23 protein-coding genes are annotated in these 14,833 nt (G+C 59.3%); 22 read left to right on the plus strand and 1 reads right to left on the minus strand.

Features of this window, described 5'->3' with window-relative positions; all coding sequences use genetic code 11:
- The first annotated feature begins 7 nt into the window (after window positions 1-7).
- From rplP to bfr, 22 genes are all read left to right on the plus strand, one after another.
- Window positions 8-421 (plus strand): 50S ribosomal protein L16, encoded by a 414-nt coding sequence (rplP, locus tag HU735_RS24185; protein WP_009397508.1) that lies wholly within the window; start codon window positions 8-10, stop codon window positions 419-421.
- A complete protein-coding gene (gene rpmC / locus HU735_RS24190) occupies window positions 421-612 on the plus strand; it encodes a 50S ribosomal protein L29 (RefSeq protein ID WP_002555481.1) in 192 nt (63 codons plus the stop codon). Before rplP ends, rpmC begins: the two co-directional genes overlap by 1 nt.
- A 2-nt stretch (window positions 613-614) precedes the next feature.
- Entirely contained in the window at window positions 615-881 is a 267-nt protein-coding gene (rpsQ, locus tag HU735_RS24195) for a 30S ribosomal protein S17 (protein WP_003255478.1), read from the plus strand.
- 23 nt (window positions 882-904) lie between these two features.
- Window positions 905-1,273, plus strand: coding sequence for a 50S ribosomal protein L14 (gene rplN, locus HU735_RS24200; protein ID WP_008089810.1), 369 nt, complete (start codon window positions 905-907; stop codon window positions 1,271-1,273).
- Window positions 1,274-1,284: 11 nt separating this feature from the next.
- On the plus strand, window positions 1,285-1,599 hold the full coding sequence (gene rplX / locus HU735_RS24205; protein ID WP_003255476.1) for a 50S ribosomal protein L24: 315 nt from the start codon (window positions 1,285-1,287) through the stop codon (window positions 1,597-1,599).
- A 20-nt stretch (window positions 1,600-1,619) separates the two neighbouring features.
- Window positions 1,620-2,159 (plus strand): 50S ribosomal protein L5, encoded by a 540-nt coding sequence (gene rplE / locus HU735_RS24210; RefSeq protein ID WP_012316517.1) that lies wholly within the window; start codon window positions 1,620-1,622, stop codon window positions 2,157-2,159.
- A 13-nt stretch (window positions 2,160-2,172) separates the two neighbouring features.
- On the plus strand, window positions 2,173-2,478 hold the full coding sequence (gene rpsN, locus HU735_RS24215) for a 30S ribosomal protein S14 (RefSeq protein ID WP_011531890.1): 306 nt from the start codon (window positions 2,173-2,175) through the stop codon (window positions 2,476-2,478).
- A 209-nt stretch (window positions 2,479-2,687) separates the two neighbouring features.
- Window positions 2,688-3,080, plus strand: coding sequence for a 30S ribosomal protein S8 (rpsH, locus tag HU735_RS24220; RefSeq protein ID WP_028690236.1), 393 nt, complete (start codon window positions 2,688-2,690; stop codon window positions 3,078-3,080).
- A 12-nt stretch (window positions 3,081-3,092) separates the two neighbouring features.
- The gene (rplF, locus tag HU735_RS24225) at window positions 3,093-3,626 is read left to right on the plus strand and encodes a 50S ribosomal protein L6 (RefSeq protein WP_028690237.1); all 534 of its coding nucleotides are present in this window, start codon (window positions 3,093-3,095) and stop codon (window positions 3,624-3,626) included.
- A 10-nt stretch (window positions 3,627-3,636) separates the two neighbouring features.
- Entirely contained in the window at window positions 3,637-3,987 is a 351-nt protein-coding gene (gene rplR, locus HU735_RS24230; protein WP_011531893.1) for a 50S ribosomal protein L18, read from the plus strand.
- Between the two features lie 3 nt (window positions 3,988-3,990).
- The gene (gene rpsE / locus HU735_RS24235) at window positions 3,991-4,491 is read left to right on the plus strand and encodes a 30S ribosomal protein S5 (RefSeq protein ID WP_011531894.1); all 501 of its coding nucleotides are present in this window, start codon (window positions 3,991-3,993) and stop codon (window positions 4,489-4,491) included.
- Window positions 4,492-4,493: 2 nt separating this feature from the next.
- On the plus strand, window positions 4,494-4,670 hold the full coding sequence (gene rpmD, locus HU735_RS24240) for a 50S ribosomal protein L30 (protein ID WP_028690238.1): 177 nt from the start codon (window positions 4,494-4,496) through the stop codon (window positions 4,668-4,670).
- A 3-nt stretch (window positions 4,671-4,673) separates the two neighbouring features.
- Window positions 4,674-5,108, plus strand: a complete 435-nt coding sequence (gene rplO / locus HU735_RS24245; RefSeq protein WP_011531896.1) for a 50S ribosomal protein L15 — start codon at window positions 4,674-4,676, stop codon at window positions 5,106-5,108.
- On the plus strand, window positions 5,109-6,440 hold the full coding sequence (gene secY, locus HU735_RS24250; protein ID WP_003255459.1) for a preprotein translocase subunit SecY: 1,332 nt from the start codon (window positions 5,109-5,111) through the stop codon (window positions 6,438-6,440).
- A gap of 30 nt (window positions 6,441-6,470) precedes the next feature.
- Complete coding sequence (rpmJ, locus tag HU735_RS24255) at window positions 6,471-6,587, plus strand: 50S ribosomal protein L36 (RefSeq protein WP_011531897.1); 117 nt, start codon at window positions 6,471-6,473, stop codon at window positions 6,585-6,587.
- A 131-nt stretch (window positions 6,588-6,718) separates the two neighbouring features.
- Complete coding sequence (gene rpsM / locus HU735_RS24260; RefSeq protein ID WP_003255457.1) at window positions 6,719-7,075, plus strand: 30S ribosomal protein S13; 357 nt, start codon at window positions 6,719-6,721, stop codon at window positions 7,073-7,075.
- Window positions 7,076-7,093: 18 nt separating this feature from the next.
- Window positions 7,094-7,483, plus strand: coding sequence for a 30S ribosomal protein S11 (gene rpsK / locus HU735_RS24265; RefSeq protein ID WP_003255454.1), 390 nt, complete (start codon window positions 7,094-7,096; stop codon window positions 7,481-7,483).
- A 15-nt stretch (window positions 7,484-7,498) separates the two neighbouring features.
- A complete protein-coding gene (gene rpsD / locus HU735_RS24270; RefSeq protein WP_023629185.1) occupies window positions 7,499-8,119 on the plus strand; it encodes a 30S ribosomal protein S4 in 621 nt (206 codons plus the stop codon).
- A gap of 22 nt (window positions 8,120-8,141) precedes the next feature.
- The gene (gene rpoA, locus HU735_RS24275; protein WP_003255452.1) at window positions 8,142-9,143 is read left to right on the plus strand and encodes a DNA-directed RNA polymerase subunit alpha; all 1,002 of its coding nucleotides are present in this window, start codon (window positions 8,142-8,144) and stop codon (window positions 9,141-9,143) included.
- Window positions 9,144-9,185: 42 nt separating this feature from the next.
- Complete coding sequence (gene rplQ, locus HU735_RS24280) at window positions 9,186-9,572, plus strand: 50S ribosomal protein L17 (protein ID WP_003255451.1); 387 nt, start codon at window positions 9,186-9,188, stop codon at window positions 9,570-9,572.
- 170 nt (window positions 9,573-9,742) lie between these two features.
- Window positions 9,743-11,182, plus strand: coding sequence for a catalase (locus HU735_RS24285; protein WP_186715874.1), 1,440 nt, complete (start codon window positions 9,743-9,745; stop codon window positions 11,180-11,182).
- Between the two features lie 162 nt (window positions 11,183-11,344).
- Window positions 11,345-11,809, plus strand: a complete 465-nt coding sequence (gene bfr, locus HU735_RS24290; protein WP_050703558.1) for a bacterioferritin — start codon at window positions 11,345-11,347, stop codon at window positions 11,807-11,809.
- 72 nt (window positions 11,810-11,881) lie between these two features.
- On the opposite strand, the gene uvrA is transcribed toward bfr, so the two are convergent.
- Complete coding sequence (uvrA, locus tag HU735_RS24295) at window positions 11,882-14,716, minus strand: excinuclease ABC subunit UvrA (protein WP_186715880.1); 2,835 nt, start codon at window positions 14,714-14,716, stop codon at window positions 11,882-11,884.
- Window positions 14,717-14,833 lie beyond the last annotated feature (117 nt).

A 14,833-nucleotide genomic window follows, 5' to 3' on the forward strand; every position in this document is an offset into this window, starting at 1 on the left:
ACGCCAAATGTTGCAACCAAAGCGTACAAAATTCCGCAAGCAGATGACCGGCCACAACCGTGGTCTGGCACTGCGCGGTAGCAAGGTCAGCTTCGGCGAGTTCGCTCTGAAAGCTGTCGCCCGCGGTCGTCTCACCGCTCGCCAGATCGAGTCGGCACGTCGTGCCCTGACCCGTCACGTAAAACGTGGCGGTAAGATCTGGATCCGTGTCTTCCCGGACAAGCCGGTTACCAAGAAGCCTCTCGAGGTTCGTATGGGTAAAGGTAAAGGTTCCGTGGAATACTGGGTTGCCCAGATTCAGCCAGGCAAAGTCCTGTACGAGATCGAGGGTGTTTCTGAAGAGCTGGCGCGCGAAGCTTTCGCTCTGGCCGCTGCAAAGCTGCCTCTCGCCACCTCCTTTGTTAAGCGGACGGTGATGTGATGAAAGCGAATGAACTTCGTGAAAAATCCGCACAGCAACTGAATGAGCAACTGCTCGGCTTGCTGCGCGACCAGTTCAATCTGCGCATGCAGAAAGCAACTGGCCAGTTGGGGCAGTCGCACCTGCTCTCGCAAGTTAAGCGTGACATCGCTCGCGTGAAAACTGTGCTCAACCAGCAGGCAGGTAAGTGATCATGGCTGAAGCTGAAAAAACCGTCCGTACGCTGACTGGCCGTGTCGTCAGCGACAAAATGGACAAGACCATCACCGTTCTGATCGAGCGTCGCGTAAAGCACCCGATCTACGGTAAATACGTTAAGCGTTCGACTAAGCTGCACGCGCACGACGAAGCCAACCAGTGCAAGATCGGCGACAAGGTTTCCATCCGTGAAACCCGTCCGCTGGCCAAGACCAAGTCCTGGGCACTGGTTGAAGTCCTCGAACGCGCTGTTGAAGTCTAAGGGCTAAGGGTCGGAGAAATTTTATGATTCAGACTCAATCCATGCTCGATGTGGCCGATAACAGCGGCGCTCGTCGCGTCATGTGCATCAAGGTGCTCGGCGGTTCCCACCGTCGTTACGCCGGTATCGGTGACATCATCAAAGTTACCGTCAAGGAAGCAATTCCTCGCGGTAAGGTCAAGAAAGGCCAGGTGATGACCGCTGTTGTCGTCCGTACCCGTCACGGTGTACGTCGCGCTGACGGTTCCATCATTCGTTTCGACGGCAACGCTGCTGTTCTGCTGAACACCAAGCAAGAGCCGATCGGTACTCGCATCTTCGGGCCAGTGACCCGTGAACTTCGTACCGAGAAGTTCATGAAGATCGTCTCGCTCGCCCCTGAAGTGCTCTAAGGAGATCCGACATGCAAAAGATTCGTCGTGACGACGAGATCATCGTGATCGCCGGCAAAGACAAAGGTAAGCGCGGTAAGGTGCTGAAGGTTCTCGCTGACGACCGTCTGGTCATCGGTGGTGTCAACCTGGTCAAGCGCCACACCAAGCCTAACCCGATGGCGGGCGTCCAGGGCGGTATCGTCGAGAAAGAAGCGCCTCTGCACGCTTCCAACGTCGCCATCTTCAACGGCGAAACCAACAAGGCTGACCGCGTTGGTTTCAAAGTAGAAGACGGTAAAAAAATTCGTGTCTTCAAGTCGACCCAAAAAGCGGTTGATGCTTGAACACTGCTAGGTAGAAGACCATGGCACGACTGAAAGAGATTTACCGGAACGAAATCGCTCCTAAGCTTAAGGAAGAACTTAAGCTGTCGAACGTGATGGAAGTTCCGCGCGTTACCAAAATCACCCTGAACATGGGTCTGGGCGAAGCGATCGGCGACAAGAAAGTCATCGAGCACGCTGTTGCCGACCTGGAAAAGATCACCGGTCAAAAGCCGGTCGTGACTTTCGCTCGTAAATCCATCGCGGGCTTCAAAGTCCGTGAAGGCTGGCCGATCGGTGTCAAGGTGACCCTGCGTCGCGAAAAGATGTACGAGTTCCTGGACCGCCTGCTGGCGATCTCCCTGCCACGGGTTCGCGACTTCCGCGGCCTGAATGCCAAGTCCTTCGACGGTCGTGGCAACTACAGCATGGGCGTGAAAGAGCAGATCATCTTCCCGGAAATCGATTACGACAAGATCGATGCTCTGCGCGGTTTGGACATCACCCTGACCACCACTGCTCGTTCGGACGACGAAGGCCGCGCTCTGCTGCGTGCTTTCAAGTTCCCGTTCCGCAACTGATTGGAGTAGGAAAATGGCCAAGAAGAGCATGAAGAACCGCGAGCTGAAGCGTCAGCTCACGGTAGCCAAGTTCGCTAAGAAGCGCGCTGAGCTGAAAGCGACCATCGTCAACCTGAACGCCTCTCCTGAAGAGCGTTTCGCTGCCGTTGTCGCCCTGCAGAAGCAACCACGTGACGCCAGCGCCTCGCGCCTGCGTAACCGTTGCCGCCTGACCGGTCGTCCTCACGGTGTATACCGTAAGTTCGGCCTGGGCCGTAACAAGCTGCGCGAAGCCGCCATGCGCGGTGACGTGCCAGGTCTGGTCAAGGCCAGCTGGTAATCCCGGTTGGCGTGACGCCGGCGCAAGGTGAGCGATCTTCCGACCGCCGGTGACCTCGCAACGAAACAAGCCCCTATATGGGGCTTGTTTCGTTTCTGCCTTGTGTCTAGAATGACCGGCTCACCTGAGCCTGGGTTTTTTGCCCAGCCTGCTCGGGTGGTTGTGATAGCCGCAAGGCTAATAATTCTTGTATCAGGAGCATCTAGCCCATGAGTATGCAGGACCCGTTAGCGGACATGCTAACTCGCATCCGTAATGCCCAGATGGCTGAAAAGTCTGTCGTAAGCATGCCTTCTTCCACCCTGAAGGTCGCGGTTGCCAAAGTACTGAAAGACGAAGGCTACATCGCCAGCTACGAAGTGACCGGCGAAGCCAAGCCTTCCCTGTCGATCGAGCTGAAGTACTTCGAAGGCCGTCCGGTCATCGAAGAGCTGAAGCGTACCAGCCGTCCTGGTCTGCGCCAGTACAAGGCCGTTACCGAGCTGCCGAAAGTACGTGGCGGCCTGGGCGTGTCTATCGTCTCCACCAACAAAGGTGTGATGACTGACCGCGCTGCGCGCGCTGCCGGTGTCGGCGGCGAAGTTCTGTGCACAGTGTTCTAAGGGGAGATAGGCATGTCTCGCGTCGCTAAGAACCCCGTTAAGCTGCCAGCAGGCGTCGAAGTCAAATTCGCCGGCCAGCAGCTTTCGGTGAAGGGTGCCAAGGGCACTCTCGAACTGAACGTTCACTCGTCTGTTGAAGTTACCGAAGAAGCTGGTGAGCTGCGTTTCGCACCTCGCAACGGTGATCAGCAAGCTCGCGCCATGGCCGGTACCACCCGCGCCCTGGTCAACAACATGGTCCAGGGCGTAAGCCAAGGCTTCGAGCGCAAGCTCCAGCTGGTCGGTGTTGGTTACAAGGCACAGGCCAAGGGCACCGTCCTGAACCTGGCCCTGGGCTTCTCGCACCCAGTGGATTACGAACTGCCAGCCGGTATCACCGCTGAAACCCCAAGCCAGACCGACATCCTGATCAAGGGTATCGACAAGCAGCTGGTGGGTCAGGTGGCCGCTGAAGTCCGCGGTTTCCGTCCGCCAGAGCCTTACAAGGGCAAGGGTGTGCGTTACGCGGACGAAGTAGTCCGTCGTAAAGAAGCCAAGAAGAAGTAGGGCCTAGCAAATGACCGACAAAAAAGTTACTCGACTGCGTCGCGCTCGCAAAGCACGCCTGAAAATGCACGAGCTCGAAGCCGTGCGTCTGTGCGTGTTCCGCTCCTCGCAGCACATCTACGCCCAGGTCATCTCGGCCGACGGCAGCAAGGTTCTGGCAAGTGCCTCGACCTTGGACAAAGAACTGCGTGATGGCGCCACCGGCAACATCGACGCGGCCACTAAGGTTGGCAAGCTGGTAGCTGAGCGTGCGAAAGCCGCCGGTGTATCTCAAGTTGCCTTTGACCGTTCCGGCTTCAAGTACCACGGCCGCGTCAAGGCGCTGGCTGATGCTGCTCGTGAAGGCGGGCTGGAGTTCTAAGTTATGGCAAATAACGATCAAAAGCGCGACGAAGGCTACATCGAGAAGCTGGTTCAAGTTAACCGCGTAGCCAAAACCGTTAAAGGCGGCCGTATCTTCACTTTCACCGCGCTGACCGTGGTAGGTGATGGCAAGGGTCGTGTTGGCTTTGGCCGTGGCAAATCGCGCGAAGTACCTGCCGCGATCCAGAAAGCCATGGAAGCTGCTCGTCGCAACATGATTCAGGTTGACCTGAAGGGCACCACCCTGCAGTACGCCACCAAGGCCGCCCACGGCGCCTCGAAGGTCTACATGCAGCCTGCCTCGGAAGGTACCGGTATCATCGCCGGTGGCGCAATGCGTGCCGTCCTGGAAGTTGCTGGCGTTCAGAACGTCCTGGCCAAGTGCTACGGCTCGACCAACCCGGTGAACGTGGTTCACGCCACCTTCAAGGGTCTGAAAGCCATGCAATCCCCTGAGTCCATTGCTGCCAAGCGCGGCAAGACTGTTGAGGAGATCTTCTGATCATGGCAACCGTAAAAGTAACGCTGATCAAAAGCACCGCCGGCCGTCTGCCTAACCACAAACTGTGCGTTAAGGGTCTGGGTCTGCGTCGCATCGGTCACACTGTAGAAGTCCAGGATACTCCCGAGAACCGCGGGATGATCAACAAGGCTTACTACATGCTGAAGGTCGAGGGTTAATCGATGAAACTCAATGATCTGAGTCCAGCGCCGGGTTCCCGTCGCGAGAAGCACCGTCCGGGCCGTGGTATCGGTAGCGGTCTGGGCAAGACCGGTGGCCGTGGTCACAAAGGTCAGACCTCCCGCTCCGGTGGCTCCATCGCTCCAGGCTTCGAAGGCGGTCAACAGCCGCTGCACCGTCGCCTGCCGAAGTTCGGCTTCGTTTCCCTGAAAGCCATGGACCGCGCCGAAGTGCGTCTGTCCGAGCTGGCCAAGGTGGAAGGCGATCTGATCACCGTTCAGTCCCTCAAGGACGCCAACGTGATCGGCCAGCACGTACAGCGCGTGAAAATCATGCTGTCGGGCGAAGTCACTCGCGCAGTCACCCTCAAGGGTATCGCCGTCACCAAAGGTGCACGTGCGGCTATCGAAGCAGCTGGCGGCAAGTTCGAGGAATAAATGGCTAAGCAAGGTGCTCTCTCTTCGCTCGGTAAGGGCGGGATGTCGGAACTCTGGGCTCGTCTGCGCTTTCTGTTCATGGCGATCATCGTCTATCGGATTGGCGCGCACATCCCAGTGCCAGGCATTAACCCGGACCGTCTCGCGGATCTGTTCCGGCAGAATGAGGGGACCATTCTTAGCTTGTTCAACATGTTTTCCGGTGGCGCGCTGGAGCGCATGAGCATCTTTGCACTGGGGATCATGCCGTACATCTCGGCATCGATCATCATGCAGCTCATGACCGCTGTCAGCCCGCAGCTGGAGCAGTTGAAGAAGGAAGGTGAAGCTGGCCGTCGCAAGATCAGCCAGTACACCCGCTACGGCACCGTTATCCTGGCGCTGGTTCAAGCCATTGGCATGTCCATTGGCCTGGCCAACCAGGGCGTGGCGTTTTCTGCGGGCCTGGGCTTCCATGTCGTCGCCGTCTCCACCTTCGTGGCGGGCGCGATGTTCATGATGTGGCTCGGCGAGCAGATTACCGAGCGCGGTGTGGGCAACGGTATCTCGATGTTGATCTTCGCAGGTATCGTTGCCGGTCTTCCGAGAGCAATCGGGCAGTCTTTCGAGTCTGCGCGCACAGGCGATATCAACATTTTCGCCCTGGTCGCTATCGGTTTGCTGGCAGTAGCGATTATCGGCTTCGTGGTGTTCATTGAGCGTGGTCAGCGTCGTATCGCCGTTCACTACGCCAAGCGTCAGCAGGGCCGCAAGGTCTTCGCTGCGCAGACCAGCCACCTGCCGCTGAAGGTGAACATGGCGGGCGTAATCCCGGCCATTTTCGCGAGCAGCATCTTGCTGTTCCCGGCTTCGCTGGGTGCCTGGTTCGGTCAGTCCGAAGGTATGGGCTGGCTGCAGGACATCTCGCAGTCGATCGCTCCTGGTCAGCCGTTGAACATTCTGCTGTTTAGTGCAGGGATCATTTTCTTCTGCTTCTTCTACACAGCGTTGATGTTCAACCCGAAAGACGTAGCGGAAAACCTGAAGAAGTCCGGTGCCTTTATTCCGGGTATCCGTCCTGGTGAGCAGTCGGCGCGCTACATTGATGGCGTCCTGACCCGTCTGACCATGTTCGGTGCTCTTTACATGATGGCCGTGTGCCTTCTGCCCCAGTTCCTGGTGGTGGCAGCAAACGTGCCGTTCTACCTTGGCGGGACCTCGTTGCTGATTGTGGTAGTGGTTGTGATGGACTTCATGTCCCAAGTACAATCGCACCTCGTTTCGCACCAGTACGAATCCCTGATGAAGAAAGCCAACCTGAAAGGCTACGGCGGCAGCGGTCTGCTGCGCTGATTTAGCCCCTTAAGGTTCGAGGAGTCGGTAATGAAAGTTCGTGCATCGGTGAAAAAGCTGTGCCGCAACTGCAAGATCATTCGTCGCGAAGGTATCGTGCGCGTGATCTGCAGCGCGGAACCGCGTCACAAGCAGCGCCAAGGCTGAGTGTGATCCGCGCTTCAAACCCAGCAGCTAGTGTGCTGCTGGGTTGATTATTCGTTTCTACAGCGATATTATCTCGCGCCCTATTTCTTGGCTTCCGGGGCGTAGGTAGCTGTCAATTGGAGTCCCACTGAATGGCCCGTATTGCAGGCGTCAACATTCCAGATAACAAGCATACTGTTATCTCGCTGACCTACATCTATGGTGTCGGTCGCACTACCGCGCAGAAAATCTGTGCGGACGCTGGTGTAAACCCAGCCGCTAAGATCAAGGATCTGAGCGACGAGCAAATCGAAACCCTGCGTGGCGAAGTCGCGAAGTTCACCACCGAAGGTGACCTGCGCCGTGACATCAACATGAAGATCAAGCGCTTGATGGACCTGGGTTGCTACCGCGGCCTGCGTCATCGTAAAGGTCTGCCGGTTCGCGGTCAGCGCACCAAGACCAACGCACGCACCCGTAAGGGCCCGCGTAAGCCGATCCGCAAGTAATCGCCCAGGAATATAGACATGGCAAAACCTGCTGCTCGTCCTCGTAAAAAAGTCAAAAAGACAGTGGTTGATGGCATCGCCCACATCCATGCGTCTTTCAACAACACCATCGTGACCATCACCGACCGTCAGGGCAACGCACTGTCCTGGGCTACTTCCGGTGGTTCGGGTTTCCGTGGTTCGCGCAAATCCACCCCGTTCGCAGCTCAGATCGCTGCTGAGCGTGCTGGTCAAGCTGCGCTGGAATATGGTCTGAAGAACCTCGACGTCAACGTCAAGGGTCCAGGTCCAGGTCGTGAATCCGCCGTTCGTGCACTGAACAGCTGCGGCTACAAGATCGCCAGCATCACCGACGTGACGCCAATCCCGCACAACGGGTGCCGTCCGCCGAAGAAGCGTCGCGTGTAATCAGGAGACAGATAAATGGCACGTTACATTGGTCCAAAATGCAAACTGTCTCGCCGTGAAGGCACTGACCTGTTCCTGAAGAGCGGCGTTCGCGCTCTGGAATCGAAGTGCAACATCGAAGCAGCCCCAGGTATCCACGGCCAGCGCCGTGGCCGTCAGTCCGACTACGGTACCCAGCTGCGCGAGAAACAAAAAGTCCGTCGTATCTACGGTGTTCTGGAGCGTCAGTTCCGCGGTTACTACCAAGCTGCTGCCTCGAAAAAAGGCGCAACCGGTGAGAACCTGCTGCAACTGCTTGAGTGCCGTCTGGATAACGTCGTCTACCGTATGGGCTTCGGCTCGACTCGTTCCGAGTCCCGTCAGCTGGTTTCGCACAAAGCGATCAGCGTCAACGGTAAGACTGTGAACATTCCATCCTACCAAGTTCGTCCGGGTGACGTGGTCTCGGTTCGCGAGAAGTCGCTGAACCAGCTGCGCATTGTTCAAGCCCTTGAACTGTGCGCCCAGCGTGGCCGCGTTGAGTGGGTTGACGTGGATGCTGCTAAAAAGTCGGGCGTTTTCAAGAACGTTCCTGCTCGCAGCGACCTGTCCGCCGACATCAACGAAAACCTGATTGTCGAGCTCTACTCCAAGTAAGGGCTAGAAAATAGGTGCATCCATGCAGATTTCGGTAAATGAGTTTCTGACACCCCGTCACATCGACGTGCAGGTTGTCAGTCCAACCCGCGCCAAGATCACGCTCGAGCCTCTCGAGCGTGGCTTCGGCCATACCCTGGGCAACGCGCTGCGCCGCATCCTGTTGTCCTCCATGCCTGGCTGTGCAGTAGTCGAGGCCGAGATCGATGGCGTACTCCACGAGTACTCCGCGATCGAAGGTGTTCAGGAAGACGTCATTGAAATCCTGTTGAACCTGAAAGGCCTGGCTATCAAACTGCACGGTCGTGACGAAGTTACGCTGACCTTGTCGAAAAAGGGTTCGGGGGTGGTTACCGCTGCCGATATTCAGCTGGATCACGATGTCGAGATCGTCAACCCCGATCACGTAATCGCGAACCTGGCGTCCAACGGCGCCCTGAACATGAAGCTCACCGTAGCTCGTGGTCGCGGTTACGAGCCGGCCGACTCCCGTCAGACTGACGAAGACGAAAGCCGCAGCATTGGCCGTCTCCAGCTGGACGCTTCGTTCAGCCCGGTGCGTCGTATCGCCTACGTGGTCGAGAACGCCCGTGTTGAACAGCGTACCAACCTGGACAAGCTGGTCATCGATCTGGAAACCAACGGTACCCTGGATCCTGAAGAGGCTATCCGTCGTGCCGCGACCATCCTGCAACAGCAGCTGGCCGCGTTCGTCGACCTCAAAGGTGACAGCGAGCCGGTTGTGGTCGAGCAGGAAGACGAGATCGATCCGATCCTGCTGCGCCCGGTTGACGACCTGGAACTGACCGTACGTTCGGCCAACTGCCTCAAGGCGGAGAACATCTACTACATCGGCGACCTGATTCAGCGTACCGAAGTAGAGCTGTTGAAGACTCCTAACCTGGGCAAGAAGTCCCTGACTGAAATCAAGGACGTCCTGGCCTCCCGTGGTCTTTCCCTCGGCATGCGCCTCGACAACTGGCCGCCTGCAAGTCTTAAGAAAGACGACAAGGCGACTGCCTGATCGTCGTAATCACCGAACGTAGTGTTTGGTAAGGAATGAATCATGCGTCATCGTAAAAGTGGACGTCACCTGAGCCGTACCAGCTCTCACCGCAAGGCTATGTTCCAGAACATGGCAGTGTCGCTGATCGAGCACGAGCTGATCAAAACCACCCTGCCGAAAGCCAAGGAACTGCGTCGCGTTGCCGAGCCGCTGATCACCCTGGCCAAGGAAGACAGCGTCGCCAACCGTCGTCTGGCCTTCGATCGTACCCGTTCGAAGTCCGCCGTTGGCAAACTGTTCAACGACCTGGGCAAGCGTTACGCCACCCGTCAGGGCGGCTACCTGCGCATCCTGAAGTGCGGTTTCCGCGCTGGCGACAACGCGCCTATGGCGTACGTCGAGCTGGTTGATCGTCCGGTCGGTGGTGCTGTAGAAGCTGCCGAGTAAGACGTTCTGTCTGCTGCAAAGAACCGGGCCTAGGCCCGGTTTTTTGTTGCCTTATGAATTGTTATTTTCTATTGATGTAAGTCAGGTAATGAATTTGTTCTTGTAACATGGGTCGACAATACTCTCTCCAAGCCGATTAGCCGGCCGTTCAAGACCGATCAGGAGAGCCCATGAGCAAGATTCTCACCACCGCAAGCGGCGCGCCCGTAGCCGACAACCAGAACTCCCGTTCCGCAGGCCCTCGCGGCCCGCTGCTGCTCGACGATTTCCACCTGGTCGAGAAACTCGCCCACTTCAACCGCGAGAACATCCCTGAGCGTCGCGTGCACGCCAAGGGCTCCGGCGCCTATGGCACCTTCACAGTCACCCGCGATATCACCGAACTTACCAGTGCCAAATTGTTCGACAGCATCGGCAAGCAGACCGAGACGTTCCTGCGCTTCTCCACCGTGGGTGGCGAACGCGGCTCGGCGGACACCGAGCGCGACCCGCGTGGTTTCGCGGTGAAGTTTTACACCGAGGAAGGCAACTGGGACATCGTCGGCAACAACACGCCGGTGTTCTTCATTCGTGATCCGCTGAAGTTTCCCGACTTCATCCACACCCAGAAGCGCCACCCGCAGACCAACCTGAAGAACGCGCAGATGATGTGGGACTTCTGGTCGCACTCGCCCGAGGCGCTGCACCAGGTCACCATCCTGTTCTCCGACCGCGGCATCCCGGACGGCTACCGCCACATGCACGGTTTCGGCAGCCACACCTACAGCCTGGTCAACGCCAAGGGTGAGCGCACCTGGGTCAAGTGGCACTTCAAGACCCAGCAGGGCATCAAGAACCTGGCGCCGGCCGAGGCCGCCCGTCTGGCGGGCAGCGACCCGGACTACGCCCAGCGCGACCTGTTCCAGGCCATCGAGCGCGGTGACTTCCCGCGTTGGAGCGTGTGTATCCAGGTGATGAGCGAAGCCGAGGCCGCCAGCCGCGACGAGAACCCCTTCGACGTGACCAAGACCTGGTCGCAGAAGGACTACCCGTTGATCGAGGTCGGCGTGCTGGAACTCAACCGCAACCCGCTCAACTACTTCGCCGAAGTCGAGCAGGCGGCGTTCGGTCCCAGCAACATGGTGCCCGGGGTCGGCCTGTCGCCGGACCGCATGCTGCAGGGTCGCGTGTTCGCCTATGCCGATGCGCACCGCTACCGCGTAGGCACCAACCACCAGCACTTGCCGGTCAATGCGCCACGCTGCCCGGTGCACAGCTACCAGCGCGATGGTTCCATGGCCACCGGCGCCTACGGCAGTGCTCCTAACTACGAGCCAAACAGCTACGCGGACGTACCGAAGCAGTCGCCGCGCCATGCAGAGCCGGCATTGGCCCTGAACGGTTCGGCGGACCGCTACGACCACCGCGAAGACAACGACTACTACAGCCACGCCGGCGCGCTGTTCCGCCTGATGAGCGATGAGCAGAAAGCGCTGTTGATCGGCAACATCGCCGGCACCATGGCGGGCGTCAGCGAGGATGTCGTCCAGCGTCAACTGCAGTACTTCTTCAAGGCTGATCCAGCCTACGGAGAAGGGATCGCCAAGGCCTTGGGCATCAATCTGGCCTAATCGAAGTGATAACAAGAACCGCCCTCGTTTGGGCGGTTTTTCAATGAATATCACTACTGTTTAGCCGATTATTTGCTTCTAATTGCGCGTTTTTCAGTGACCGCGAGCAAAACCTGGTTCACACTATGTCCCATAGACGTATTCACAGGGAGAAGCAGGGCGATGCAAGGTCACCCGGACGTAATCAACTACCTCGTCACGTTGCTGAAGGGCGAACTGGCAGCACGCGATCAGTACTTCATTCACTCGCGGATGTACGAAGACTGGGGCTTGGGCAAGCTCTACGAGCGTATCAACCACGAGATGGAAGAAGAGACGCAGCACGCCGACGCCCTGATGCGCCGTATCCTCATGCTCGAAGGCACCCCGGACATGCGCGCCGATGACCTGCACGTGGGCAGCACCGTGCCGGAGATGATCGAGGCCGATCTGAAGCTCGAGTACAAGGTCCGTGCCGCGCTGTGCAAGGGCATCGAGCTGTGCGAGCTGCACAAGGACTACATCAGCCGCGACATCCTGCGCGCGCAGTTGGCCGATACCGAAGAAGATCACACCTACTGGCTGGAGAAGCAGCAGGGGCTGATCAAGGCCATTGGCCTGGAGAATTACCTGCAGTCGCAGATGTAAGTTATCCACAGCTCTACGAAAAAGCCCCTGGCACTCACAGTACCAGGGGCTTCTTCATGTTGCCGACGGCACTCAGGCCCGGTCACGCTCCAGCAGCGGCTTGAGGTAGTGGCCGGTATACGATTGCTTCTTCTCGGCCAGCTCTTCCGGCGTACCACAAGCAATGATCTGCCCACCCTTGGAGCCGCCCTCCGGCCCCAGGTCCACCAGCCAGTCGGCAGTCTTGATCACATCCAGGTTGTGCTCGATCACCACCACGGTATTGCCGTGGTCACGCAGGCGGTGCAACACGTCCAGCAGCTGCTGGATATCGGCGAAATGCAGGCCGGTGGTCGGTTCGTCGAGGATGTACAGGGTCTTGCCGGTGTCGCGCTTGGACAGCTCGCGCGATAGCTTGACCCGTTGCGCCTCACCGCCCGACAGGGTGGTCGCCGATTGCCCCAGCTTGATGTACGACAGGCCGACATCCATCAGCGTCTGCAGCTTGCGCGCCAGGGCCGGGACCGCGTCGAAAAACTCGCGGGCATCCTCGATGGTCATTTCCAGCACCTCGTGGATGTTCTTGCCCTTGTACTTGATCTCCAGGGTTTCGCGGTTGTAGCGCTTGCTCTTGCACACATCGCAGGGCACGTAGATGTCCGGCAGGAAGTGCATTTCCACCTTGATCAGGCCATCGCCCTGGCAGGCTTCGCAGCGCCCGCCCTTGACGTTGAACGAGAAGCGCCCGGGGCCGTAGCCGCGGGAGCGCGACTCCGGCACGCCGGCGAACAGCTCGCGGATCGGCGTGAAGATGCCGGTGTAGGTCGCCGGGTTGGACCGAGGCGTGCGGCCGATCGGGCTCTGGTCGATATCCACCACCTTGTCCAGGTGCTGCAGGCCATCGACGCTGGCGTGCGGCGCGGCCTCCAGGCTGCTCGCGCCGTTGAGCGCGGTGGCGGCGAGGGGGAACAGGGTGTTGTTGATCAGCGTCGACTTGCCCGAGCCGGACACGCCGGTCACGCAGGTCAGCAGGCCGATCGGCACTTCCAGGTCGACGTTCTGCAGGTTGTTGCCGCGCGCGCCCTTGAGCTTGAGCGACAGCTTCTTGTTGCGGGGTGTGCGCTTGGCCGGGACGACGATCTTCTTGCGCCCGGACAGGTACTTGCCGGTCAGCGAGTCGGGGTGCGCCATGACCTCTTCGGGCGAGCCCTCGGCGACGATCTGGCCGCCATGCACGCCGGCGCCCGGGCCGATATCCACCACGTAGTCGGCCAGGCGGATGGCGTCCTCGTCGTGCTCGACCACGATCACGGTGTTGCCCAGGTCGCGCAGGTGGTTGAGGGTGGCCAGCAGGCGGTCGTTGTCCCGTTGATGAAGGCCGATGGACGGTTCATCGAGGATGTACATCACCCCGACCAGGCCGGCGCCGATCTGGCTGGCCAGGCGGATCCGCTGGGCCTCGCCGCCGGACAGGGTATCGGCGCTGCGGTCCAGCGTCAGGTAGTCGAGACCGACGTTGACCAGGAACTGCAGGCGCTCGCAGATCTCCTTGAGGATCTTCGCCGCGATCTCGCCACGACGTCCGGTGAGGGTCAGCTCGCCGAAGTAGTTGCTGGCTTCGCCGATCGGCAGGTTGGTCACCGCCGGCAAGGTCTTCTCGCCGACCCACACATGGCGCGCTTCGCGACGCAGGCGGGTACCGCGGCAGTCGGGGCAGGGCTGGGTGCCGAGGAACTTGGCCAGCTCTTCACGCACGGTGGCCGACTCGGTCTCGCGGTAGCGGCGCTCGAGGTTGGGCACGATGCCCTCGAAGGGGTGCGAGCGCTTGACGATGTCGCCACGGTCGTTGAGGTACTTGAAATCGACGCTCTGCTTGCCGCTGCCCTGCAGGATGACCTTCTGGTGTTCGGCCGACAGCTCGCCGAACGGTTCCTCGAGGCTGAAACCGTAGTGCGCGGCGAGTGAGCCAAGCATCTGGAAGTAATAGACGTTGCGCCGGTCCCAGCCACGTATCGCGCCTTCGGCCAGGGTCAGCTCGGCGTTGACCAGGCGCTTGGTGTCGAAGAACTGCTTCACCCCCAGGCCGTCGCAGGTCGGGCAGGCACCGGCCGGGTTGTTGAAGGAGAACAGCTTGGGCTCCAGCTCGCTGATCGCATGGCCGCACACCGGGCAGGCAAAGCGCGCCGAGAAGATCACTTCCTCGCCGTCCTCGCCGTCCATCGGCGCAACCAGGGCAATGCCGTCGGCCAGCTTGAGCGCGGTCTCGAACGACTCGGCCAGGCGCTGCTGCAGGTCGGCGCGGACCTTGAAGCGGTCGACCACGACATCGATGCTGTGCTTCTTCTGTTTATCCAGCTTGGGCAGTTCGTCGAGCTCGTAGAGCTTGCCGTTGACCCGCGCGCGGACGAAGCCCTGGGCACGCAGTTCGTCGAACACCGCCAGGTGCTCGCCCTTGCGCTCGCGGATCACCGGGGCCAGCAGCATCAGCTTGCTGCCTTCGGGCTTTTCCAGCACCAGGTCGACCATCTGGCTGATCGTTTGCGCTTCCAGCGGGATGTCATGGTCCGGGCAGCGTGGAGTACCGACGCGGGCATAGAGCAGGCGCAGGTAGTCGTAGATTTCAGTGATGGTGCCGACGGTCGAGCGCGGGTTGTGCGAGGTCGACTTCTGCTCGATGGAGATCGCCGGTGACAGGCCTTCGATGGTGTCGACGTCGGGCTTTTCCATCATCGACAGGAACTGCCGGGCATAGGCCGACAGCGATTCGACGTAGCGGCGCTGGCCTTCAGCGTACAGCGTGTCGAACGCCAGCGAAGACTTGCCGGATCCGGACAGGCCGGTGATCACGATCAGTTTGTCCCGGGGCAGGGTCAGGTCGATGTTCTTCAGGTTGTGGGTACGCGCCCCACGGATCAGGATCTTGTCCACTACGGCCTCGCTCGGCGGGCATAAACAAAGGAGTATACGGCGCGCTGCCATGACGCGGCAAAGCGTCGCGTATATGCCGCCAAGGCGTCGGACTGATAGAATCGCCGCCGGTTCACA

This window comes from Pseudomonas sp. BW16M2 (assembly GCF_014268865.1).
In the GTDB taxonomy this organism is placed as follows: Bacteria; Pseudomonadota; Gammaproteobacteria; order Pseudomonadales; family Pseudomonadaceae; genus Aquipseudomonas; species Aquipseudomonas peradeniyensis.

Excerpts from the sequence above, each read along its gene's own strand:
- rpsK (WP_003255454.1), top strand. The coding sequence starts at position 7,094 with ATGGCAAAACCTGCTGCTCGTCCTCGTAAAAAAGTCAAAAAGACAGTG.
- rpmJ (WP_011531897.1), top strand. The coding sequence starts at position 6,471 with ATGAAAGTTCGTGCATCGGTGAAAAAGCTGTGCCGCAACTGCAAGATC.
- rplR (WP_011531893.1), top strand. The coding sequence starts at position 3,637 with ATGACCGACAAAAAAGTTACTCGACTGCGTCGCGCTCGCAAAGCACGC.
- rplP (WP_009397508.1), top strand. The coding sequence starts at position 8 with ATGTTGCAACCAAAGCGTACAAAATTCCGCAAGCAGATGACCGGCCAC.
- bfr (WP_050703558.1), top strand. The coding sequence starts at position 11,345 with ATGCAAGGTCACCCGGACGTAATCAACTACCTCGTCACGTTGCTGAAG.
- rplF (WP_028690237.1), top strand. The coding sequence starts at position 3,093 with ATGTCTCGCGTCGCTAAGAACCCCGTTAAGCTGCCAGCAGGCGTCGAA.
- rpsM (WP_003255457.1), top strand. The coding sequence starts at position 6,719 with ATGGCCCGTATTGCAGGCGTCAACATTCCAGATAACAAGCATACTGTT.
- rplX (WP_003255476.1), top strand. The coding sequence starts at position 1,285 with ATGCAAAAGATTCGTCGTGACGACGAGATCATCGTGATCGCCGGCAAA.
- rpmC (WP_002555481.1), top strand. The coding sequence starts at position 421 with ATGAAAGCGAATGAACTTCGTGAAAAATCCGCACAGCAACTGAATGAG.
- rplQ (WP_003255451.1), top strand. The coding sequence starts at position 9,186 with ATGCGTCATCGTAAAAGTGGACGTCACCTGAGCCGTACCAGCTCTCAC.
- rpsN (WP_011531890.1), top strand. The coding sequence starts at position 2,173 with ATGGCCAAGAAGAGCATGAAGAACCGCGAGCTGAAGCGTCAGCTCACG.
- rpsE (WP_011531894.1), top strand. The coding sequence starts at position 3,991 with ATGGCAAATAACGATCAAAAGCGCGACGAAGGCTACATCGAGAAGCTG.
- rpmD (WP_028690238.1), top strand. The coding sequence starts at position 4,494 with ATGGCAACCGTAAAAGTAACGCTGATCAAAAGCACCGCCGGCCGTCTG.
- rpoA (WP_003255452.1), top strand. The coding sequence starts at position 8,142 with ATGCAGATTTCGGTAAATGAGTTTCTGACACCCCGTCACATCGACGTG.
- rplE (WP_012316517.1), top strand. The coding sequence starts at position 1,620 with ATGGCACGACTGAAAGAGATTTACCGGAACGAAATCGCTCCTAAGCTT.
- rpsQ (WP_003255478.1), top strand. The coding sequence starts at position 615 with ATGGCTGAAGCTGAAAAAACCGTCCGTACGCTGACTGGCCGTGTCGTC.
- secY (WP_003255459.1), top strand. The coding sequence starts at position 5,109 with ATGGCTAAGCAAGGTGCTCTCTCTTCGCTCGGTAAGGGCGGGATGTCG.
- rpsH (WP_028690236.1), top strand. The coding sequence starts at position 2,688 with ATGAGTATGCAGGACCCGTTAGCGGACATGCTAACTCGCATCCGTAAT.
- rplN (WP_008089810.1), top strand. The coding sequence starts at position 905 with ATGATTCAGACTCAATCCATGCTCGATGTGGCCGATAACAGCGGCGCT.
- HU735_RS24285 (WP_186715874.1), top strand. The coding sequence starts at position 9,743 with ATGAGCAAGATTCTCACCACCGCAAGCGGCGCGCCCGTAGCCGACAAC.
- rplO (WP_011531896.1), top strand. The coding sequence starts at position 4,674 with ATGAAACTCAATGATCTGAGTCCAGCGCCGGGTTCCCGTCGCGAGAAG.
- rpsD (WP_023629185.1), top strand. The coding sequence starts at position 7,499 with ATGGCACGTTACATTGGTCCAAAATGCAAACTGTCTCGCCGTGAAGGC.